Annotated in this window: 22 protein-coding genes and 1 pseudogene; all 23 read left to right on the top strand. The window is 43.1% G+C overall.

What is annotated here, in order from left to right:
* Positions 1 to 7 precede the first annotated feature (7 nt).
* The 23 genes and pseudogenes from AC1TO8_RS02280 to AC1TO8_RS02170 all read left to right on the top strand — a co-directional run bounded on the left by AC1TO8_RS02280 (position 8) and on the right by AC1TO8_RS02170 (position 22,268).
* Positions 8 to 997 carry a beta-ketoacyl-ACP synthase III gene (locus tag AC1TO8_RS02280; RefSeq protein WP_482053985.1) on the top strand — a complete coding sequence of 330 codons (990 nt, stop codon included), beginning with the start codon at positions 8 to 10 and terminating at the stop codon, positions 995 to 997.
* A 33-nt stretch (positions 998 to 1,030) separates the two neighbouring features.
* Positions 1,031 to 1,954 (top strand): ACP S-malonyltransferase, encoded by a 924-nt coding sequence (gene fabD / locus AC1TO8_RS02275; protein ID WP_482053984.1) that lies wholly within the window; start codon positions 1,031 to 1,033, stop codon positions 1,952 to 1,954.
* A 78-nt stretch (positions 1,955 to 2,032) separates the two neighbouring features.
* Complete coding sequence (gene fabG / locus AC1TO8_RS02270; protein ID WP_482053983.1) at positions 2,033 to 2,782, top strand: 3-oxoacyl-[acyl-carrier-protein] reductase; 750 nt, start codon at positions 2,033 to 2,035, stop codon at positions 2,780 to 2,782.
* Between the two features lie 50 nt (positions 2,783 to 2,832).
* On the top strand, positions 2,833 to 3,066 hold the full coding sequence (gene acpP, locus AC1TO8_RS02265) for an acyl carrier protein (RefSeq protein ID WP_044877691.1): 234 nt from the start codon (positions 2,833 to 2,835) through the stop codon (positions 3,064 to 3,066).
* A gap of 137 nt (positions 3,067 to 3,203) precedes the next feature.
* Entirely contained in the window at positions 3,204 to 4,442 is a 1,239-nt protein-coding gene (gene fabF, locus AC1TO8_RS02260; protein ID WP_482053982.1) for a beta-ketoacyl-ACP synthase II, read from the top strand.
* Between the two features lie 12 nt (positions 4,443 to 4,454).
* Positions 4,455 to 5,153 (top strand): ribonuclease III, encoded by a 699-nt coding sequence (gene rnc, locus AC1TO8_RS02255; RefSeq protein WP_482053981.1) that lies wholly within the window; start codon positions 4,455 to 4,457, stop codon positions 5,151 to 5,153.
* 298 nt (positions 5,154 to 5,451) lie between these two features.
* Positions 5,452 to 9,021 carry a chromosome segregation protein SMC gene (smc, locus tag AC1TO8_RS02250; RefSeq protein WP_482053980.1) on the top strand — a complete coding sequence of 1,190 codons (3,570 nt, stop codon included), beginning with the start codon at positions 5,452 to 5,454 and terminating at the stop codon, positions 9,019 to 9,021.
* Between the two features lie 37 nt (positions 9,022 to 9,058).
* On the top strand, positions 9,059 to 10,069 hold the full coding sequence (gene ftsY, locus AC1TO8_RS02245) for a signal recognition particle-docking protein FtsY (RefSeq protein ID WP_482053979.1): 1,011 nt from the start codon (positions 9,059 to 9,061) through the stop codon (positions 10,067 to 10,069).
* A 7-nt stretch (positions 10,070 to 10,076) separates the two neighbouring features.
* Positions 10,077 to 10,721, top strand: a complete 645-nt coding sequence (gene trhA, locus AC1TO8_RS02240; RefSeq protein ID WP_482053978.1) for a PAQR family membrane homeostasis protein TrhA — start codon at positions 10,077 to 10,079, stop codon at positions 10,719 to 10,721.
* A gap of 143 nt (positions 10,722 to 10,864) precedes the next feature.
* Positions 10,865 to 11,221, top strand: coding sequence for a putative DNA-binding protein (locus tag AC1TO8_RS02235; RefSeq protein WP_482053977.1), 357 nt, complete (start codon positions 10,865 to 10,867; stop codon positions 11,219 to 11,221).
* 21 nt (positions 11,222 to 11,242) lie between these two features.
* Positions 11,243 to 12,625, top strand: a complete 1,383-nt coding sequence (gene ffh, locus AC1TO8_RS02230) for a signal recognition particle protein (RefSeq protein ID WP_482053976.1) — start codon at positions 11,243 to 11,245, stop codon at positions 12,623 to 12,625.
* 36 nt (positions 12,626 to 12,661) lie between these two features.
* Positions 12,662 to 12,934, top strand: a complete 273-nt coding sequence (gene rpsP, locus AC1TO8_RS02225; RefSeq protein WP_482053975.1) for a 30S ribosomal protein S16 — start codon at positions 12,662 to 12,664, stop codon at positions 12,932 to 12,934.
* 22 nt (positions 12,935 to 12,956) lie between these two features.
* Entirely contained in the window at positions 12,957 to 13,187 is a 231-nt protein-coding gene (locus AC1TO8_RS02220) for a KH domain-containing protein (RefSeq protein ID WP_482053974.1), read from the top strand.
* Positions 13,188 to 13,307: 120 nt separating this feature from the next.
* The gene (gene rimM, locus AC1TO8_RS02215; protein WP_482053973.1) at positions 13,308 to 13,832 is read left to right on the top strand and encodes a ribosome maturation factor RimM; all 525 of its coding nucleotides are present in this window, start codon (positions 13,308 to 13,310) and stop codon (positions 13,830 to 13,832) included.
* A 2-nt stretch (positions 13,833 to 13,834) separates the two neighbouring features.
* Positions 13,835 to 14,593, top strand: a complete 759-nt coding sequence (trmD, locus tag AC1TO8_RS02210) for a tRNA (guanosine(37)-N1)-methyltransferase TrmD (protein WP_482053972.1) — start codon at positions 13,835 to 13,837, stop codon at positions 14,591 to 14,593.
* A complete protein-coding gene (locus tag AC1TO8_RS02205; protein WP_482053971.1) occupies positions 14,583 to 15,938 on the top strand; it encodes a dipeptidase in 1,356 nt (451 codons plus the stop codon). Before trmD ends, AC1TO8_RS02205 begins: the two co-directional genes overlap by 11 nt.
* 193 nt (positions 15,939 to 16,131) lie before the next feature.
* Positions 16,132 to 16,476 (top strand): 50S ribosomal protein L19, encoded by a 345-nt coding sequence (gene rplS, locus AC1TO8_RS02200; protein ID WP_482053970.1) that lies wholly within the window; start codon positions 16,132 to 16,134, stop codon positions 16,474 to 16,476.
* A gap of 218 nt (positions 16,477 to 16,694) precedes the next feature.
* Positions 16,695 to 17,321 carry a signal peptidase I gene (gene lepB / locus AC1TO8_RS02195; protein WP_482054487.1) on the top strand — a complete coding sequence of 209 codons (627 nt, stop codon included), beginning with the start codon at positions 16,695 to 16,697 and terminating at the stop codon, positions 17,319 to 17,321.
* Positions 17,322 to 17,370: 49 nt separating this feature from the next.
* On the top strand, positions 17,371 to 18,237 hold the full coding sequence (ylqF, locus tag AC1TO8_RS02190; RefSeq protein WP_482053969.1) for a ribosome biogenesis GTPase YlqF: 867 nt from the start codon (positions 17,371 to 17,373) through the stop codon (positions 18,235 to 18,237).
* Positions 18,238 to 18,732: 495 nt separating this feature from the next.
* A pseudogene (locus tag AC1TO8_RS02185) lies at positions 18,733 to 19,386 on the top strand (ribonuclease HII); the annotation flags it as partial.
* 97 nt (positions 19,387 to 19,483) lie between these two features.
* Positions 19,484 to 21,577, top strand: coding sequence for a hypothetical protein (locus AC1TO8_RS02180; RefSeq protein ID WP_482053968.1), 2,094 nt, complete (start codon positions 19,484 to 19,486; stop codon positions 21,575 to 21,577).
* Positions 21,574 to 21,879: an EscU/YscU/HrcU family type III secretion system export apparatus switch protein gene (locus tag AC1TO8_RS02175; RefSeq protein WP_482053967.1), complete on the top strand. Its 306-nt coding sequence runs from the start codon at positions 21,574 to 21,576 to the stop codon at positions 21,877 to 21,879. The genes AC1TO8_RS02180 and AC1TO8_RS02175 overlap by 4 nt, the downstream gene beginning before the upstream one ends.
* Complete coding sequence (locus tag AC1TO8_RS02170; RefSeq protein WP_482053966.1) at positions 21,879 to 22,268, top strand: YraN family protein; 390 nt, start codon at positions 21,879 to 21,881, stop codon at positions 22,266 to 22,268. The genes AC1TO8_RS02175 and AC1TO8_RS02170 overlap by 1 nt, the downstream gene beginning before the upstream one ends.
* Positions 22,269 to 22,389: the final 121 nt, after the last annotated feature.

The following is a 22,389-nucleotide window of genomic DNA, read 5'->3' as shown; positions in this document are numbered from 1 at the left end:
TGAGACAATGAATAATTTACGTCCGGTAGGCATAATTGGTACAGGCAAGTACGTGCCAGAGAAGATTCTAACGAATAGTGATTTGGAGAAAATGGTCGATACCAATGATGAATGGATTGTTAGCCGAACAGGAATTAAAGAACGGCATATTGCTGCACCAGATCAAGCAACATCTGATCTTGCTTATGAAGCGGCAATTAAGGCTTTGGAATCCGCAGGGATGAAGGCAGAAGAACTTGACTTGATCATCGTGGCTACCGTTACACCTGATTCGATGTTCCCATCAACAGCTTGTATTCTTCAAGATAAGTTAGGTGCTAAGAAAGCAGCTGCTTTTGACTTGTCAGCGGCTTGCTCTGGATTCGTCTATAGCTTAGCAACTGCAACGAATTTTATTAAGACAGGAATGTATAATAACGCACTTATTATTGGCGCAGATTGCCTTTCAAGAATTACCGATTATACGGATCGTAATACCTGTGTATTGTTTGGAGATGGTGCAGGTGCAGTTGTGATTGGGGAAGTTCCGCAAGGACGTGGATTCTTATCCTTTGATTTGGGTGCAGAAGGTGCAGGTGGCCATTTGCTCACGATTGCTGCTGGAGGTTCACGTGAACCTGCATCATGTGATACGGTATCAGCTAAGCGGCATTTCATTCAAATGAGTGGTGCTGAAGTGTTTAAGTTCGCCGTCCGAATTATGGGTACAGCTACAGAAGAAGTTCTAGCTAAAGCTGGGAAGACAAAGGAAGATATTGACCTCTTCGTGCCTCATCAAGCGAACATACGGATTATTCAATCCGCGATGAATCGTCTAGATTTACCACCAGAGAAAGTTGTCATTAACGTGGATAAATATGCGAATACATCAGCAGCTTCGATTCCACTTGCACTAGTGGAAGCAGCTGAGCAGGGCCGAATGAAGGAAGGTGACACCGTCTTGATGGTTGGCTTTGGTGGTGGATTGACCTGGGGGGCTTCGGTACTTGTCTGGTAGCATAATAAAGATAATATAGGTAGGAGTTTTAATATGGGGAAAGTTGCATTTGTATTTCCGGGGCAAGGAGCTCAATCCGTAGGTATGGGGAAAGATATATATGATACCGTTCCTGCCTCTAGAGAGATCTTTGAAACAGCAGATAAAGTATTGGGTTTCGACTTGTCCACTATGATTTTTGAAGGTCCGGATGCAGAGTTGAAGCAGACTTTTAATACACAACCGGCTTTATTAGCTACAAGTGTTGCTTATTTAGAAGCGTTACGTGCTAAAGGGATCCAAGCTGACTATGTTGCTGGGCACAGCTTGGGTGAGTATAGTGCGCTTGTAGCTGCAGGGGTGCTTTCACTGGAGGACGCTGTAGCCATTGTGCGGGCACGTGGCAACTTTATGGAGAAGGCAGTTCCTGGTGGGCAAGGGGCCATGGCAGCCGTGTTGGGAGCTGACACGCAAGCACTGTCACAATTATGTGTAGAGGTTAGCGAAAGTGGACATATCGTTGAGTTAGCTAATATCAACTGTCCAGGGCAAATTGTTATTTCGGGTTCCCAATCTGGTGTTGCTGCAGTAAGTGAGCGTGTGAAGGAAGCGGGCGGCAAAAGAGCAATTTCGCTTGAAGTTAGCGGTCCATTCCATTCTTCTATGATGAAAGTGGCAGCTGAACAGCTGGAAGTTGAATTGAATTCTGTTTCTTTTCAGGAGCCTGAAATTTCTGTTGTAGCTAACGTAACGGCAAAGATCGTTACTTCTGGGGATACGATACGGCAGCTTCTAGTTGAGCAAGTATACTCACCCGTTCTATGGGAGGATAGTATTCGCTATCTTATCGCACAAGGGGTGGATACATTCATAGAAATTGGCCCTGGTTCTGTACTGACAGGCCTAATTAAAAAAATTGATAAGACGGTGAAGCTAATTAATATTAACAGCCTAGAAAGCCTTGAGGTGGCGTTATAGAATGTTAGTTCAAGTTCGAAAGGTGACTTTTTGAACAACCTCTATCAGGTGTATACTCTGGGAAAGGAGGGAATTGGAATGTCTAAACCATTAAGTGGACAAGTTGCACTTGTAACAGGAGCTTCACGCGGGATAGGGCGCAGTATCGCTTTAACTTTAGCTAGCTTAGGTGCAAATATTGTGGTCAATTATTCAGGTAATGAGACTGCAGCGCAGGAAGTTGTTACCGAGATTCAAGCAATGGGAGCAGAAGCAGTGGCTCTAAAAGCAAATGTCGGAAATACCGAACAAGCGGAGATTCTGGTTAAGGAAGCTATCAACGCATTGGGACGTATTGATATTTTGGTGAATAATGCCGGAATTACTAGGGATAATCTAATTATGCGTATGAAAGAGGAAGAATTTGATCTAGTGATTGAAACGAACCTCAAAGGTGTGTTTAACTGTTTAAAGGCGGTAACCCGCCCCATGATGAAGCAACGTTATGGACGGATTATTAATATCTCATCTGTTGTAGGTGTTCTTGGTAATGCAGGGCAAGCCAATTATGTTGCAGCGAAGGCTGGTGTTATTGGGCTGACTAAATCAGCTGCTCGTGAGCTTGCTTCACGTGGGATTACTGTCAACTGTATAGCCCCTGGTTTTATCGATACAGATATGACTAAGGAGTTATCAGAGGACTTGCGAGAGAAGCTTATCGCTGACATTCCGCTAGCTCGTCTTGGACAGCCAGAAGAGATTGCGAAAGTGGTTGCATTTTTAGCTTCAGATGGCGCGTCATATATGACCGGACAGACATTGCATGTGGATGGCGGAATGGTGATGTAGCATTTTGAAAAAAATTCTCGTATAATACCAAAGAGGAGGAGGTGAACCTTATGTCCGATGTTTTAGAACGTGTAAAACGCATCGTCGTCGATCGCTTAGGTGCTGATGAAGCCGAGGTTACGCTAGAATCATCTTTTAAAGATGATCTTGGTGCTGATTCTCTTGATGTTGTTGAATTAGTTATGGAATTAGAAGATGAATTTGATATTGAAATTTCTGATGAAGATGCAGAAAAAATTACAAGTGTGGGAGAAGTTGTTAACTACATACAATCTCATACCTAAATGAAACAAAGGTAAGTCCCGATCCTGCTAGTAGGCGGGACTTATCCATATTTAACGGATATAAAATGACAGATGTTACTTCAAGCTTATAATAACGAAAATTATGGCATATGCAGTCTATATAGAGGTGAAAGCGGTTGAATCAAAGAGTAGTAATAACAGGTATGGGTGTTGTAACTTCCTTAGGTAGTGATCTAGATAGTCTATGGAGTAATCTGATGGCCGGGAAATCGGGTGTATCACAGATTGAAGCCTTTGATGTAAGTGAATACAATACGCGAATAGCTGCTTCGGTGAAAGAGTTTGATCCCGAGGAGTATGTTGAACGTAAAGAAGTGCGTAAGATGGATCGATTCGTCCAGTTTGCGGCAGTAGCTGGAATGAAGGCATTGCAGAATAGTGGTCTAGATATTAGTAAAGATTCCGATCCAGATCGTGTAGGTGTCATCATTGGCTCAGGTATCGGGGGATTGGGAACATGGGAAGATCAGCATAATATATTGCTTACGAAGGGCCCTAAACGGGTTAGTCCATTCTTCATCCCGATGATGATTGCTAACATGGCCTCAGGTCACTTATCTATTCTTTTAGGTGCGAAGGGGCCCAATTCAGCTTCCGTGTCTGCCTGTGCGTCAGGTTCGCATGCGATCGGTGATTCGTTTAGATGGATCCAGAGCGGTGAAGCAGATGTCATGATCTGTGGTGGTGCAGAAGCGACAATACGTCCTACGGGCGTAGCAGGATTCTGTGCTATGCGCGCAATGTCTACACGTAATGATGAGCCTGAGAAGGCAAGTCGTCCGTTCGATTCTGGACGAGATGGATTCGTTATGGGAGAAGGAGCGGGTGTTCTAGTATTGGAGTCGTTGGAACACGCGCAGAAGCGCGGTGCGAATATCATTGCTGAAGTCATTGGTTATGGTCTAAGTGCAGATGCTCATCATATGACGGATCCAGATCCTAATGGTCCTGCTCGTTGTATGAAGATGGCCATTAGAACAGCAGGGATTCAACCAGAAGATATTGATTATATCAATGCTCATGGAACATCAACGGGTGTAGGTGACAAATCAGAGACGAAGGCGATCAAGATAGCTTTGGGAGATCATGCCTACAAAGTGGCTGTAAGTTCTACTAAATCGATGACAGGTCATCTGTTGGGTGCGGCTGGTGGTGTTGAAGCCGTTATATGTGCACTCTCGTTGCAACATCAGGCGCTGGCTCCAACGATTAATCTGGATGAACCTGATCCGGATTGTGATCTGGATTATGTACCTAATGTTGCCAGACAAGCTGATCTACGTGTAGTGATGTCCAATTCATTCGGTTTCGGTGGACATAATGCTTCTATTATTTTGAAAAAATTTGACTTGTAAGGAGACGTTGTGGTGAGTGGAGATCTGAAGCAGATACAGCGACAACTTCATATCCAATTTCACAATCAGCTTCTCTTGAAGCAGGCCTTTACCCACGCATCTTATGTCAATGAGCATCGTTTCAGTCAGCATCAAGATAACGAACGTCTAGAATTTTTAGGAGATGCTGTACTAGAGCTTACGGTATCAGAATATTTATACAATCTATTTCCAACACGACCTGAAGGTGAACTTACGAAGCTTCGTGCAGCCATTGTGTGTGAACCTTCACTTGTTAAGTTTGCAGAAGCTCTAAATTTTGGACAGTATATATTACTGGGCAAAGGTGAAGAGCTAACAGGTGGTCGTAGTCGTCCTGCTTTACTCGCTGATGTATTTGAGGCGTTTATCGGTGCTTTATATTTGGATAAAGGGATTGAAGCGGCCCGTTCATTTTTGGAACGATTTATATTTCCGCAAGTATCTGAGAACGGAAAGCTCCAAATGAGCGATTATAAGACCGAACTACAGGAGTTGACTCAACACCATAATATGGAGTTGTTAGAATATCGGATCGTAGAAGAACGTGGACCGGCACATGAACGTGAATTTGTTTCGGAAGTTTATATGGGTAGTGAATGTATTGGCAGAGGCAATGGTCGTTCTAAGAAAGAAGCCGAGCAACAAGCTGCATCGGTGGCACTTACTCAGTTGAGATTAGGTAAATTATAACAGGCAGTTCAAAAAGTCATCTTTTGAACTTGAACTATACGTTTGCAAGTTGTGACAAATCATAATTTAAGAGCAAAGAGCGGTCACGTACAATGGGCTTAATTATGAGTCATAGACTGCTTTTTGCTCTTTATTTATTTAAATATAAGAAAGTATAAGTTTTCGTTACTTTTATCTCTTATATTTTTGGACAAACGGCCCTTCTTCGCATAAGCGAAGGACGGCGAAGCCGTTTATCTTTAAGTATTTTCACTAGAAGTGTTGTGGTATCATTAGGGTTAGAGGTGATTTAGGAACTATGTTTTTGAAACGGATTGAATTAGCAGGCTTCAAATCTTTTGCCGATAAAACTGAAATGGAATTCGTCAGAGGCATAACAGCTGTTGTAGGTCCTAACGGTAGTGGAAAAAGTAATATTTCCGACGGTATACGTTGGGTATTAGGAGAGCAAAGCGCCAAATCACTGCGTGGAGGCAAGATGGAAGATATTATATTTGCCGGCAGTGATACACGTAAAGCCGTTAATTTTGGTGAGGTTTCACTAACTTTGGATAATGAAGACCATGTACTTCCGCTTGATTTCAACGAAGTGACGGTAACACGTCGAGTTCATCGTAGTGGAGATAGTGAGTATTTGATAAATAAGCAACCCTGTCGTCTTAAAGACATCACGGAATTGTTTATGGACACAGGGATAGGGAAGGAAGCCTACTCGATCATCGGACAAGGACGTATTGAGGAAATTCTTAGTACACGTTCAGAAGATCGGCGAGGTATATTTGAAGAGGCATCGGGAATTGTAAAGTATAAATCTCGTAAGAAGGAAGCTATGCGTAAGCTGGATGAGACTGAGCAGAATTTATTGCGCATTCATGATTTGGTGAGCGAACTGGAAGTGCAAATCGGCCCGCTGAAGGAGCAATCTGAGAAGGCTGTGTATTTCAAGCAACTTCGTGAACAGTTAAAAAGTAAAGAGATTTCCATGTATGTTCATCAAATTGAACAGATTCATAGTCAGTGGAGTGAGGCTACTGCGAAGCTTACTGTTCTGCAACAACAACAACTTCAACTATCTACGATCGTATCAGCACATGATGCTAAGTTGGAGAGCGATCGTTCCAATCTACGTAAGCTTGAGGAAGAAGTAGAGTTGTTGCAGAATGAATTACTACAATACAGCGAAGCCTATGAGAAAAGTGAAGGTTATGGTGAAGTGCTCAGAGAGCGCAAGAGGAATCTTGAAGGTCATCGCGAGCAACTGATGGAGACGCTGACGACTAGTGACGAGCGGGTGGAGGATAGAAAGACGGAATTGTCCCTCACGAAGAACAAGCTTGAGGCATTACAAGAAGAACTGAAAGAACTGCGTCATCATCTGTCTGGTGAAGAAGCCAAACTCTTAGGAGTCTCCGGTGGTATTAGTCAACAACAGGAAGAAACGCTGAAGAGTTCATTGCTTGAACTGATGAATGAAATGGCGCAGGCTCGTAATGAAATCCGTTATGCAGATCAGCAGCAAGAGACGTTGTCCCGTCGAATGAACCGAGCTGAAGAAGAGACGGGTAAATGGGAGAGTCAGAAAGAAGATCTATTGAAGCGTAAATTACAACTGGATGTTTCATTGGAGAAATTTGCAACTGAACTCAAGGAACTTCGTGGTGGATATATTACTGAGAGCGAACGATATCAATCCGTACAGAAGTTACTAGAAGAAAGCCAAGGAACACAGCGCAAATGGGAACAGAAGCGAGAAGCACAGATCTCTCGGCGTGATACGATGAAAGAAATGCAGGACGATTTCGACGGATTCATGGTAGGTGTTAAGGAAGTCCTGAAGGCTTCACGTAAATCTGTGCTACATGGTGTGCATGGGGCAGTAGCGGAGCTAATTACCGTGCCGGAGAAGCTAGAACTTGCTGTGGAGACAGCGATGGGGGCCTCTCTACAACATATCGTCATGGATAATGAATCGTTATCTCGTCAAGCGATAACATTTCTGAAACAGCGTCAATTGGGACGGGCAACCTTCTTGCCATTGGATGTCATGCGGGCAAGAAATATATCTGCAAATGATGTATCTGTTATTGAAGGTGTCGGGGGATTCGTAGGTATTGGGGCAGATTTAGTTCAGTATGATGCAAAGTATACTCCTGTAGTAGGCAGTCTCTTAGGAAATGTTATTATAGCGGAGACGCTAGAGTATGCCAATAAAATTGCAGCTAAATGTCAATATAGATATCGTGTGGTGACACTTGAAGGTGATATCGTTAATGCGGGCGGTTCAATGACAGGTGGTAGCCAACATAAGAAGAATAATAGTCTACTGAGTCGTAAACGCCAACTGGATTCCTTAGATCAAGAGATTTCAGAAACGGAGAACCAGCTCGTTAAGCTTCAAGACGGTATTCAAAAGTTAAAGAGTCAGTTGAATGAAACACAGACTAAACTTGATGGATTTCGACAAGCTGGTGATGAGAAGCGTATTGAAGAACAGCAAGCTGCAGGAGATTTGAAACAACTTGAGCACGAGCTTCGGCATGTCATGGAACAGGTTGAAGTTGCTGGGCAGGAGAAGAGCGGATTTACAGAAGAGAATAAAGGATTTGAACAAAGCCGTAATGAGGCTGTAAAGAAGCTAGCAGAGTTAGAACAACAAGAGCAGTCTGTGCATCAAGCACTTCAAGCAGCTGAGTTTGCTCGTAAAGCGAGTGAATCGGCGAAAGACGAACTTCAAAGTCAGTTAACACAGCTTAAAGTAAAAGAAGGAAAGCTAGATCAAGAATGCTTCTCACTTGAAGAACAACTGCGTCGATTGCAGACTGATTTCAATTCACAGGATCGCGATTTAAATCAGACGAAAAAGATGTTAGCTTCGATTGAAGCAGACTTAAGCAAGAACGCTAAGGAAGCGATTGAACAGATTGAAAGTCTGAACCAGTATAAGTTGAAGAAGGAAGATTCTTCTCAACAACTCGATTTCAGAAGAGCATCGCGCATGCAAATTTCCAAGAAACTGGAGCTAGAGGAAAATGAAACGAAAGAGCAACGTTCGGAGCTTCGGAGTGTTGAAGAGCAACTTCGTCAGACGGAAATTGGCGTAAACCGACTGGACGTAGAACTGGATAATATTCTGAAGAAACTTAGTGAGGATTACGAACTAAGTTATGAATTGGCGAAACAGCGTTATCCAATTCCAGATGATATTCCAGCAGTTCAGAATGAGGTTCGAGAACTGAAACGTAGCATCTCATCACTTGGAGAGGTTAACCTTGGGGCGATTGAAGAATATCAGCGCGTCAATGAACGTTACCAATTCTTGAACGAACAGAAGGAAGACTTGATTGGTGCAAAGACGACATTGTATGAAGTGATCCGAGAAATGGATGGAGAAATGTCCAAACGATTCAAAACGACCTTCGATGCCATCCGTCGTGAATTCGGTACCGTATTTATGAAACTGTTCGGAGGGGGTCGAGCTGATCTTATCCTCATTGATCCTGAGCATATGTTGGACACGGGAATTGATATCGTTGCACAACCGCCAGGTAAGAAGCTTCAGAACCTACAACTTCTTTCAGGTGGAGAACGCGCTTTGACCGCTATGGCGCTTTTGTTTGCTATACTTCAGGTAAAGCCGGTTCCTTTCTGTGTGTTGGATGAAGTAGAGGCTGCACTTGATGAAGCCAATGTCGTTCGGTTTGCTCAATATTTACGTGAATTCTCTGAACAGACCCAGTTCATTGTCGTTACACATCGCAAAGGAACTATGGAGGAAGCAGATGTGCTATATGGTGTTACAATGGAAGAGGGCGGCGTATCCAAGCTAGTTTCTGTTAAATTGGAGAATGAAGAAGCGGAAATTGCTTAGTTATGGAGAATGTTAGATATAGAGATGGAGGAAGCATATGAGTTTCTTTAAAAAGTTAAAAGAAAGTATTTCAAGTAAAACTGAAGTGGTGACGAAACAATTTCGTGATGGTCTAGAAAAAACAAGGAAGGGTTTTGTAGAGAAAGTATCCGACCTTATGATTCGTCGTAAAAAAATAGATGAGGAATTTTATGAAGAGCTTGAAGAAATACTCATCGGTGCTGACGTAGGGGTTAATACCGTGATGACATTAATTGATGATTTACGGTTTGAAGTGAAGAAGCAGAAAATTGAGAATGCTTTAGAATTACAACCTATCTTGTCACAAAAGCTCATGGAGCTCCTTCGTGGGGATGATGATAATGCCCTAAAGATGAATGAGGATGGCATAACTGTTATTCTGTTCGTAGGTGTGAATGGTGTAGGGAAAACGACAACAATTGGTAAGTTGGCGCATCGTTATAAACAAGAAGGTAAAAAGGTACTACTAGCGGCAGGAGATACATTCCGAGCAGGAGCGATTGAGCAACTTGAAGTTTGGGGGCAGCGCGCTGGTGTAGAAGTGATCAAACAACAGGCAGGTTCAGATCCTGCAGCTGTCATGTTCGATGCAATTCAGGCTGCCAAACAACGCCAAGTGGATGTATTAATATGTGATACGGCAGGACGTTTACAGAGTAAATCTAACTTGATGGAAGAGTTGAACAAGATTTTCCGTGTTATTCAACGTGAAATACCAAGCGCACCGCATGAAGTACTAATGGTATTAGATGCTACGACTGGACAGAACGCATTAAGTCAAGCGAAGCTCTTCGGTGAGAAGAGTGGAGTGACGGGCTTAGTCCTTACGAAGTTGGATGGGACAGCCAAGGGTGGGATCGTTGTTGCTATTCGTCAAGAAATGAATATTCCAGTGAAATTAGTAGGTTTAGGCGAGAAGATGGAAGACCTACAACCTTTCGATTCACAGCAGTTCGTGCATGCATTATTTGCCGGATTAATACAAGACGACGAAGAAAATACTGAAACAGCTGTTCAAGAGGAGTAATGTAGTTATGGCCAATACACATACCTATACCCGCCGTGAGGAAGTAGCTAATGCTATTACACATGGGATCGGAGCGGTCCTAAGTGTCGCGGCACTTGTATTACTCATCGTGTTCTCTAGTTTGAAGGGAACACCTTGGCATATTGTGAGCTTTACCATTTACGGTGTGACGATGCTTGTTTTATATTTGAATTCGACATTGGTACATAGTTTTAATGAAGGTAAAGTGAAGGATTTATTTGAATTTTTTGACCACTCATCTATTTATCTTTATATTGCAGGCTCCTATACTCCCTTTATGCTCGTTGCCATTCGTGGACCGCTCGGTTGGTCTTTGTTCGGTACCGTTTGGGGATTTGCAGTTCTAGGTTGTTTATTCAAAGCGTTCTTCGTAAAGAAGTTTCTATTCATGTCCACGATCTTCTACATCTTGATGGGGTGGATGATTGTAATCGCTTGGAATCCATTGACCGAGGCGGTACCAGCAGGAGGAATGATTCTTCTTGCTCTAGGTGGATTGATGTATACACTTGGAACCATATTCTATGTATGGAGAGCCTTCCCTTATCATCATGCCATCTGGCATCTGTTCGTATTAGCCGGAAGCATATTACATTTCTTCTCCGTATTTCTGTATCTACTACCGAATTAATAAGACATTAAAGAAGTAGTTGGAAAAGGAGATCATATCCAATAAAGATGACAAGGATATTTGCTTGACATCTTTATTGGATTTATGTATTATTAAATCCGTTGAGTGTAAAGTGTTTTTCCTTGACGAAGGGGGTGCCCTCAATGACTCAGGAAGATAAACTCGAGAAAACAAATAGAATTAATCAATTATTCGATTTCTATGAGCACTTGCTAACTGAAAAGCAGCAGATGTTCCTTAAATATTATTTCCATGATGATTTTTCCCTCGGGGAAATTGCGACAGAGTTCAATATTAGTCGGCAAGCTATTTATGAACATATTAAGCGAGCTGAACAGGTTCTTGACATTTATGAAGAGAAACTTGGCTTGCTACAGAAGTACGAACGACGTAAACGTGAATTAGAGCAGTTGCGACAGTTACTTGACATGTCCGATGTGTCAATAGTGGATAAAGACAAGATGATTACAATTTTGGAACGTTTACAGGCGTATGAATAAAAGGCAAGGAGGTGGCGGCGAATGGCATTTGAGGGATTAACAGGCAGGTTACAGAACGTATTTAGTAAGCTCCGTGGTAAAGGTAAAGTATCCGAAGAGGATGTTAACGAAGCGATGCGGGAAGTACGTCTTGCTCTTTTGGAAGCGGACGTTAATTTCAAAGTAGTCAAGGAATTCGTTGCCAAAGTGAAAGAAAAGTCCGTTGGTAAAGAAGTAATGGACAGCTTTACTCCAGGCATGGTTATTATTGATATCGTTAATAAAGAGTTATCAGAATTGATGGGTGGAAGTCAGGCGAAGCTTGCAAAAGCCAATAAGCCTCCTACTGTTATTATGATGGTCGGTCTCCAAGGGGCAGGTAAGACAACAACCTCTGCGAAATTAGCCAAGCTTCTCCAGAAGCAGAATAGTCGTCCGTTGCTCGTTGCAGGTGATATTTATCGTCCTGCTGCGATTAAGCAGTTGGAAGTGTTAGGAGAACAGATCAAAGTACCTGTATTTACACTTGGCGATAAAGTGAGTCCTGTAGAGATTGCTAGAGCTGCTTTACAGCATGCCAAGGATAATGGGAATGATTATCTGATCGTCGATACTGCAGGTCGCCTTCATATTGATGAAGTTCTGATGGAAGAATTAAGTCAGATTCATGCGGACATTAATCCAGATGAAGTATTGCTAGTCGTTGATGCAATGACGGGTCAAGATGCAGTTAACGTTGCGAGTAATTTCAATGAACAACTGGGATTGACAGGCGTAGTGTTGACTAAGCTAGATGGAGACACCCGTGGTGGAGCAGCACTTTCTGTTAAAGCTGTAACAGGCTGTCCGATCAAATTTGTAGCTTTAGGTGAGAAGATCGATGCGTTAGAGCCTTTCCATCCGGAGCGTATGGCTTCTCGAATTCTTGGAATGGGCGATATGCTCTCACTGATAGAGAAGGCGCAGTTGAACATTGATACGGATAAGGCTAAAGAAATGGAACGTAAGATGCGTAATGCAGAATTTACGTTTGATGATTTCCTAGAGCAAATGGATCAGGTTAAGAAGCTAGGCCCCCTTGATCAGATTATGGATATGATTCCGGGTATGGGTAAGATGAAGCAAGCCAAAGATATTAAAGTGGATGATAAACAGATGGGTCGCATTGAGGCTATCGTATTCTCGATGACGAAGGAAGAGAAACAACGCCCAGAAATTATTGATCACAAGCGGCGTAAGCGGATTGCTACCGGTAGTGGAACCAACATTGCAGAAGTGAATCGTCTTATCAAGCAATTTGATGAAATGCGTCGGATGATGAAGCAATTCTCAGACATGATGGGACCTAAGGGCCCTAAAGGAAAAGCTATGAAACAATTAAAAGGTTTGACAGGAAAAGGCGGCATGAAGTTTCCTTTTCGTTAAAAATATAATGTTTATTTATTGAAGGAGGTGAATTTTGTGGCAGTACGTATTCGTCTTAAACGCATTGGTGCCCATAAAGCGCCATTCTACCGTATCGTGGTTTCGGATTCCCGTTCCCCGCGTGATGGTCGTTTTATCGAAGAAATTGGTTACTACAACCCGATTGAAGAACCGGCAGTAGTTAAAATTGATGAAGATAAAGCTTTGGCATGGCTTCAGAACGGTGCACAAGCATCCGATACAGTTCGTAACATGCTTAGTAAAGCAGGCGTAATGAAGAAGTACCATGAATCTAAGTTACAGAAATAATGACTGATGGTGAGGAATATCTATGGAAGAATTAGTTAGTGTTATTGCTAAGGCTTTGGTGGATCATCCGGAAGATGTGACCGTGAAAACGGTAGAGAAGGATCATCTTGTTGTCTATGAATTGTCTGTTCATCCAGAAGATGTGGGCAAGGTCATCGGCAAACAGGGTAGGATAGCTAAAGCGTTACGCACGGTTGTCACATCTGCAGCAGTCAAAATGGACAAACGTGTAACTGTGGATATCATATCTTAAGATTTACAAAAGGGGGTTAGGATGCATGTCCTAACTCTTTTTCGTACATGCTAAAGGACATAAAGGTGACAGATGGTGTTGTATTCTGCGCTAAGAGCGCTTTGTTTGTAGGAGGAGAATATGTCTGAACAATTATTAACAGTTGGTAAATTGGTGAACACACATGGTATTAAAGGTGAGATTAAAGTTTTAGCGATTACAGATTTTCCGGAAGAGCGTTTCGCCTCAGGGAAACGTTTATTTTTGATTCCTGGAGACGGCACGCCATCGTTTTGGATTACAATAGTGTCTGCACGCTTTCACAAGAATACGTATATTATGAAATTAGAAGGATTTACGGATATCAATGAAGTAGAGAAGTACAAGGGAAGTATGCTCAAGGTATCTCAGGATGATCTTGTTGAATTGCCGGATAATGAGTATTACTATCACGATATTATTGGGTGTAGTGTTTTTACGGATGAGAATGAAGATAAGCCACTAGGCGTTATTACTGAAATTATGAAACCAGGTGCTAATGATGTGTGGGTGGTTAAACCTACCAAGGGTGCGGATATTCTAATTCCAGTCATTGATGACGTCGTATTAGATGTGGATGTGAATAGCAAGAAGGTTAAGATTCACCTGATGGAAGGATTGTTATAAATATGAAGGTAGATGTGCTTACCCTATTCCCTGAGATGTTCAAGGGCGTGTTTGAGAGTAGCATTTTGGGAAAAGCGAATGAGAAAGGAATTGTATCTTTAAACGCAATTAATTTCAGAGACTTCGCTTTCAATAAACATCATACCGTCGATGATACGCCTTATGGTGGAGGTGGGGGGATGGTACTTAAGCCCGAACCTATTTTTGCTGCGGTGGAGCATGTGTTGACTTCTATTCCTAACCCTCCGCGCGTGATCTTGATGTGCCCGCAAGGAGAAACGTTTACTCAAAAGAAAGCAGAAGAGTTGTCTCAAGAGGAGCATCTCATCTTTATATGTGGACATTATGAAGGATATGATGAACGGATTCGTGAGCATCTGGTTACAGATGAACTGTCCGTTGGAGACTACGTACTAACCGGTGGAGAGATCCCGGCAATGACTGTCATCGATTCTGTCGTAAGGTTATTGCCAGGTGTACTAGGAAATGAGATGTCAGCAGTGACAGATTCATTCAGCACAGGGTTACTTGAGTATCCGCATTATACACGACCTGCAGAATTTCGTGGTTGGAAAGTGCCTGAAATGTTACTGAGTGGGCATCATGCTAATATAGAGGTTTGGCGCAGACAGGAAGCGTTGAAACGAACATTTACAAGACGTCCTGATCTTCTAGACAAGCTGGCACTCACGGCGCAGGATAAGAAATATATCCAGGAGCTTAAGACTGAGAATGAAAGGGAGGAACAAAATGGATTATAAAATCTACTTTGAAAACCTGAAAGAGCAACATCTAACTGAATTAAAAGAATGGTTATCCATTCCTAGTATATCTGCCTTATCTGAACATAAACCAGATGTACTGCGAGCAGCCGATTGGCTCGCAGATTCACTATCTCAAGCAGGTCTGGAGAATGTGAAGATACATCAAACGGCAGGTCATCCTATTGTATATGCGGATCATTTACATGCGCCCGGCAAACCAACAGTGCTCGTATATGGACATTATGATGTACAACCTGTTGACCCGCTTCATTTATGGGAGACACCTCCGTTTGAACCAACGATCCGAGAAGATAAGATTTATGCTCGCGGTGCAACGGATGATAAAGGTCAAGTATTTCTACATATTAAGGCCGTTGAAGCGATGCTTAAACAAGAGAAGGAACTTCCCGTTAATATTAAGTTCTGCATCGAAGGTGAGGAAGAGATATCCAGTCCGAATTTACCTTCTTTTCTAGAATTACATCGCGAGGAATTGGCAGCGGATGTAGTGCTAATCTCTGACACGTCGCTTCTCGAAAAAGGTAAACCAGCGATCTGCGTTGGACTACGAGGATTATGCTCATTAGATGTCCAGGTTAGAACAGCTAATACTGATCTACATTCTGGATCTTATGGCGGAGGTGTACCTAATGCACTTCATGCGATCGTTTCTCTACTGTCTACACTTCATGATGAACAGGGTCGTGTAAATGTAGAAGGATTCTATGAGGATGTACCTGCGCTTACACCTGCAATGAAAGCTGAATTTGTGAAACAAGATATTGACGAGAATAAATTACAACATAGCCTTGGACTTGAAGCGCTCTATGGAGAGGAAGGCTACTCCTTTGTAGAGAGAACGGGAGCTCGTCCAACATTGGAACTAAACGGGGTCTATGGTGGTTTCCAGGGGGAAGGATCGAAGACCGTTATTCCGAAAGAGGCCCATGCTAAGATTACATGTCGTTTAGTAGGGTATCAGAACCCACAAGATATACTAGATAAAATTGAACGTCATATTCATGCCCATGTCCCCGCAGGTGCTAAAGTTACGGTTATTCAAGGTGAAAAGGGTAATCCATTCACAATTGATCCGTCCACACCGATGCTGCAGAAGGCGGCAGTTGCATTTAATAGTGTCTATGGAGTTCGTCCAGTGTTCACTAAGGACGGGGGCTCTATCCCAATCGTCGAAACTTTTGGACGGTTATTATCTGTTCCGGTTGTATTGATGGGCTTTGGGCTTCCAGATGAGAATCTCCATGCACCAAATGAACATTTCAATTTGGACAACTTTGACAAGGGTCTTCTGACGATTGTTGAGTTTCTGAAACAGGTATAAAAGATGTAGTTCAAAAGCTAACTTTTTGAACTACATCTTAAAAGGAGTGCAAAACTTCTTGCAAGCTAGTAGAATCCTATGTTATAATGAATCCTGTTGTGTAAGACTACGGTGGTCCTCTGTCAATAATGAAGGAGAATAACATTTCTCCAGAAGAAGCAAGAACACCTGTATGGAAGGAGGGAATTCTAATATGAATATCCTACAAGCGATTACTCAAGAACAAATTCGCACAGATTTGCCAAACTTTCGCCCTGGAGATACTTTGAAAGTACATGTAAAAGTTATCGAGGGAGCACGTGAGCGTGTCCAATTGTTCGAAGGCGTTGTAATTCAACGTCGTGGTGGTGGAATCGGAGAAACTTTTACAGTACGTAAAATTTCTTACGGTGTTGGTGTGGAAAGAACATTCCCACTTAACTCGCCTAAGCTCGAGAAAATTGAAGTGGCTCGTCGTGGTAAAGTTCGTCGTGCTAAACTCTTTTATCTTCGCGAACTACGCGGTAAAGCTGCAAGAATTAAAGAAAAGCGCCGTTAATAAACGGACAACGTTAAGGGGCTTGATTTCAAGTCCCTTTCGTTTTAGGATAAATAGGGCATACGGATGACAGATCCCTACATTTACAAAATTATAAGGTTTCAACATGTCAGGCTTTGAAGCTCCGAAAAGGGGCTTTTCTTTTTCGGAAATACAAATAAATTTCCACAACTCAATTGTATTTCATCAAATTTGGTAGAAGAGAGGGCCAGTGGATGATGCAACAGGACTTGGATCTTCATCAGGATTCAACTGAATTGAACAAGCGTAGTGATAAATCATCGAAACAAGGTAATAATGAATTAATGGAGTGGCTGAAGGCTATCGTTATTGCTGTAATTCTGGTGTTTCTTATTCGTTGGCTTCTTTTTAAACCATTTATTGTAGATGGTCCTTCGATGAAGCCTAATTTTCACACAGGGGAACGTTTAATTGTAAATGAGATTCTATATGATATTCGCCAACCGAAGAAGAGCGAGGTCATTGTTTTTCATGTTCCTTCCGAAGGGAGAGACTTTATTAAGCGAGTTATTGCCGTTGCTGGAGACACAGTTAAGGTGGAAGGGGATACCGTTTATGTGAATGGCGAACCTATTGAGGAACCTTACATACAAGCTGAAATGGATAGTAGACATGAGCAGAACCTGAAATATAATAATAAAGATTTCCCTAACGCTAACGTTCCAGATGGTACAGTGCCTGAAGGTCATATATTTGTCATGGGAGATAATCGTTCGGACAGTACAGATAGCCGGATGATTGGCTATGTTCCACTTGATGATGTTATAGGCCGTGCAGATGTCATTTTTTGGCCAGTGAAAGATATAGAATGGATTAACCATTAAACCCAAAAACTTATGGAATAGTTATGGTAAAGAAGATGAGGTGATGACGGTGACGATTCAGTGGTTCCCAGGTCATATGACCAGAGCACGCCGCCAAATTCAAGACAAACTAAAGTTGATAGATGCTGTTATTGAGTTGGTAGATGCACGTCTTCCTCTCTCTAGTCGCAATCCTATGATTGATGAGATTCTTCAGGGAAAACCGAGACTCATTATTTTGAATAAAGCGGATTTAGCAGATGCTGAAGTAACAAGAGAGTGGTTAGATTTCTTTAAAAAGCAGGGGCATGTGGCTTTCCCAGTGGATGCATCCACAGGTACAGGGATAAAAGAAATACCTACACAGCTCAAATTATTGTTGAAGGCCAAAATCGATAAGCAGATTTCAAAAGGAATTAATCCGAGAGCTATCCGTGCATTAATTGTGGGGATTCCGAATGTTGGGAAATCAACATTGATCAATCGTCTTGCTGGACGAAGTATCGCTTTAACGGGCGACCGTCCTGGAGTAACGAAAGGCCAACAATGGATTAAAGTAGGCACAGAGATGGAATTGTTGGACACACCAGGGATTCTATGGCCTAGGTTTGAAGATATGAATGTAGGTTATCGTCTAGCTGTTACTGGAGCCATTAAAGAGGAAATTCTTAACGTAGAGGATGTCGCATTTTTTGGTTTGAAATATATTGCTAAATACTATTGGGCTCCTTTCCAAGAGCGCTTTGAGCTAGAAAGTGAGCAGCCAACAGATTTCGATGATCCTGATGAAATTGTTGCGATTATGGAAGAAATTGGCCGTAAACGTGGCTGTATTGTCAGTGGTGGACGGGTTGATTTGGAGAAATCCTGCCGAGTTATACTTCGTGAACTTCGTGCTGGTAAATTGGGACGAATCTCGATGGAAGCACCCTATTAGTGCGAGTTCAAAAAGTCGATTGTTTGAACAACCTCTAATAGTAAGAAATTTGAAGCCACCGATCTTTCGGTGGCTTTTTGGTGACTTATTTAGAGAGTATAAGTATTTTGGAGAACTCTTCATATACATACATGGACGTCGCTAGAAAAAGATGGATTAGTTGCAGAAATGGTGTTTATTTAGGAGAAAAAGGTGGATGGTGGAGAAATAGTTGCACAAATGCATTTAAAACAAGAGAAATAGTGAGAAAAGACAAATTTCCAGTAATTAGATGTTCTTTATACAACTAAACTTAGTGATAGGGGAATATGGCCGAATTTAAGTGTACTCTATGCATCTATTGGTGATTGGAGGAGGCGGTATATTAGGTACCTGTTATGGAGTGACTATGTAAGTAGCGGATAGTGAGTAAAAGGAATGTTGAAGTAAATAGATATGGTAAGCTAGATGGATAACCTTGACTGATGAGATAATGAGGTATATAGATGGAGGGATACTATGAATAAGATAAGTATACAAGAGGGAAACAGCGTGGATATGCTTAAATATGAGACATGTTACTGGGAGCAATCCTATCAACATATAGCAGGGATAGATGAAGTTGGACGGGGTTGCTTATTTGGTGATGTGGTCGCAGCGGCGGTTATCCTTCCTCAAGGACTTCAAATGGATGGTGTGAATGACTCTAAGAAATTAAGCGCTAAGAAGCGTGACGCTCTATATGATATCATTATGGAGAAGGCTTTAGCCGTCAGTGTAGGATATGTAGATGCTAAGACTATTGATAACATTAATATAAAGCAGGCTTCACGGCTAGCTATGAAAAGGGCGTTGGAAGGTTTATTGTTGCAGCCTGATTATCTACTTGTGGATGCTGAAAAGGTAGATACAGAAATTCCTCAACTTGCTATTGTCAAAGGGGATGCGAATAGTCTATCTATCGCGGCCGCTTCGATTATAGCTAAAGTTACGCGCGACCGTCTATGTGAAGGGGTATGGGATACGGAGTACCCGGAATATGGAATTGCGATACATAAGGGATATGCAACAAAGTTACACAGAGGACAAATTACGGAGTTGGGCGCTACACCGATGCATCGAAAGAGCTTTCTGAAAAATATTAAAGTGGAGCAGCAAATATTATTCTGATGGCTTTTTGAACTACCTCTGAAAAGAAGATGTTAAAGTAAGCGGGGTTGGCGCCGATATAGTATAGAAAGAGCGATCTAAAAACGGAGGAACCTATGTGAATATCGGATCATTAATCCGCGGACTACTTGGTGAACAAAAAGCAGGGGATTTCAAACAATTAGATGTAAAGACAGGGCAGGTTGTTCGTGGCGTAGTTCTAAGTGTCTCTGATGATGGGAAGGAAGCTGAAATCCAAATACAGGGTGTTAAGGTACATGCGAAGCTCGAAACACCGTTAGAGCAGGGACAAGCGACCTTATTGCAAGTGCAACCACCTGAAGAGGGAGGTTTGATGGTTCTAAAGCCACTTACTGAAGCTCCATATACGTCTATCTCGCCTAATTCTTTGGGAGATGTGTTGAAATCGGTTGGTTTAGCAGATACGAAAGCTAATAGAGAAATGATTCAAACACTTCAGGCTAGTGGTGTACCTCTAACGAAAGAGAATGCAGCCTTGTTTAAGGCTATTCTTATGGATAAACCAGCTGGTGTCCCGTCGGAGCAATGGATTCAGTCGGCTGCCATAGCCTTTCAGCGTGGTCTGCCTATGACAGCTGAGAGTGTGAGAGGCTTGCAACAAGCTGTTTTTGGACCACCACTACACCAGTTGTTGTCTGGTCTTACTGAACAGCTCAGCCTGTTAGCTATGAATGCAGGGGGAGCATTATCTTCAAAAGGCATGACAGGATCACAAGTAGCTACAGGGTTACAAGGTGGTCAAGACTTAACTGGCGCATCAGGAACGCTACAAGGTAGTCAAGATACAACTGGAAAATCAGGAACGTTAGTGGGCTCTCCATTGGCTCAAGGTTCTGTAGGAGCGCAAACGGCGCCCGGAATGACGGTTGAAAATGGTGGTAAAGGAGCTGCGATGCCAGGAGTAACTACAGCTCCCAGCGTCGCCACAGTTGCATCATCCCTGCAGCCGCTTCTAGCGAAGCTGCAGGATGTCTTACAGCAGCTGCGTGGCACACAGCTGCCTGCGAACCTGCCGTCGCAGAGCGCGACGGCAACAGGGCAACCCGCGACGGCTGCGCCAAGTGGCGGGAATCCCACCGGCTTAGCTTCGCAGCCGGTGAGCCCTCAAGCCGGCGGTTCAACACCGCCGGCAAGTGCAACAGCTGCTGCACCCGGAGGGAGCGCAGCAGCTGTTGTAGTGCCGCCGGCTACGCAAGCGGCGGCATCTATAGGCGAAGCACCCGCAGGGGCTTCGCTACGTCCTGCCCCGACCCTCGGCGAAGCACCGTGGGTGGGGCAGATGTTGAAGCTGCTCGGTGCGGAGCACGAGCAACATGCCGTGCGCGGCGGTGCAACGCCGCAAGTAGCGCAGGCGCAAGCTGCAGCGGGGAACGCGCAGCACGGTAGCGCTGCTACAGCGGTACCGGTGCCACAGCAGCCGCCGGCTGCAAGTAGTGCCGCATCCGCAGTGCTTCAGTCTAACGCTGCAACGCAAGCATCAACTGCAGCATCACAAGCGACTAATACTCCGGCTGTTGCGCAGACGCAAGCAGCAATAAATACACCGGAAGGAATGCTCCGTTCAGTAATGTCCGTACCGACGTTGACTGGGAATGTTGGTAGTCCAGACGTTGTGAGCATGAATCATGACTCTATAAAAGGTATTCTACTTCAAATGTTGGATATAAGTGATCTGCCTCCGGCATTGAAAGAGGCTGCTCAGCAGCTAGTTCAGCATATGACGGGACAACAGTTATTATTGAATACAGATCGCACGGCCCCTTTTGCACAAGTAACGATGTTTATTCCCTTGAATGGACAAGATGGTGAAGAGACGGCATCTGTACATATACAATCCCGTCGTGGTAAAAAGGGTGAACTAGACGCATCGAACTGCCATTTGTGGTTTGATTTAGATATGAAGCATCTTGGATCAACACTTATAGATGTACAGGTGGTCGACAAAATTGTCAGTCTAAAAGTTCACAATGACCATGAATGGATGATCTCGCTTATTGAGGATAGACGGGACGAAATATCTGAAGCGATACAATCTATCGGATATCAGTTGTTAAGTCTCAAAACAGAGCCACTCCCTAAACCAACTGTCGCAGACGTGGATAGTAAACAAGCTAGCGTCACATCCGAATACACACCTCCATCATATAAAGGGGTGGATATGCGGATATGAGTGAAATGTCTAAGGAGGAACTTGAGCTCTCGAAGAAAAAAGCTGTTGCACTAAAATATATGCCAGGTGAGTCAGACGCTCCAGTAGTTGTAGCTAAAGGTAGCGGAAGACTAGCAGAGACGATTCTAGAACGAGCGAAAGAGCATGGCGTTCCTGTACAGGAAGACGCGGCATTAGTAGAAGTTCTATCCCAATTGGATCTGGATCAACAGATTCCTCCAGAACTCTATCAGCTTGTGGCTGAAGTGCTCTCATATATTTATCGTACAGATAGTATAGCCAAGGAAAGAAGGCTACCTTGATGGATGTAGAGGGTGGAAAGAAGGATACACGTAAACAAAAGGGAGTCATTGCGGAGGAGCACGCGACCATATACTTAGCTCAGCATGGATATGAAATCATCGATCGCAATTGGCGGTGCCGCAGTGGAGAAATCGACATTGTGGCTCGCAAAGATGAATGCTTAGTTTTTGTTGAAGTGCGAAGCCGAAGTGGAAGCCTAAGATATGGAACTCCTGCTGAGTCGGTGAATATACGCAAGATGAATCAAGTACGCAAAACAGCTGAAGTTTATTTATTGTATAAACAGACAGATATAACATCGATAATGATGCGTTTTGACGTTATTGCGGTAGTTCTTAATACTGACCTAACCGTATTTAGTTTGGAGCATATCAAGGAGGCCTTTTAACGATCATATGAGTACATATCAATGATACACATTCATATGGATGACCAGGCGGAATTGAATAACGGAGAATAGGAGCATCCTTTGCGGAAGCTCCTATTCATTTTCATTCATGACGATACGC

This window comes from Paenibacillus sp. Y859 (genome assembly GCF_056786405.1).
The sequence above is the reverse complement of the archived record's forward strand: the minus strand, read 5'-3'. Positions and strand labels throughout refer to the sequence as shown.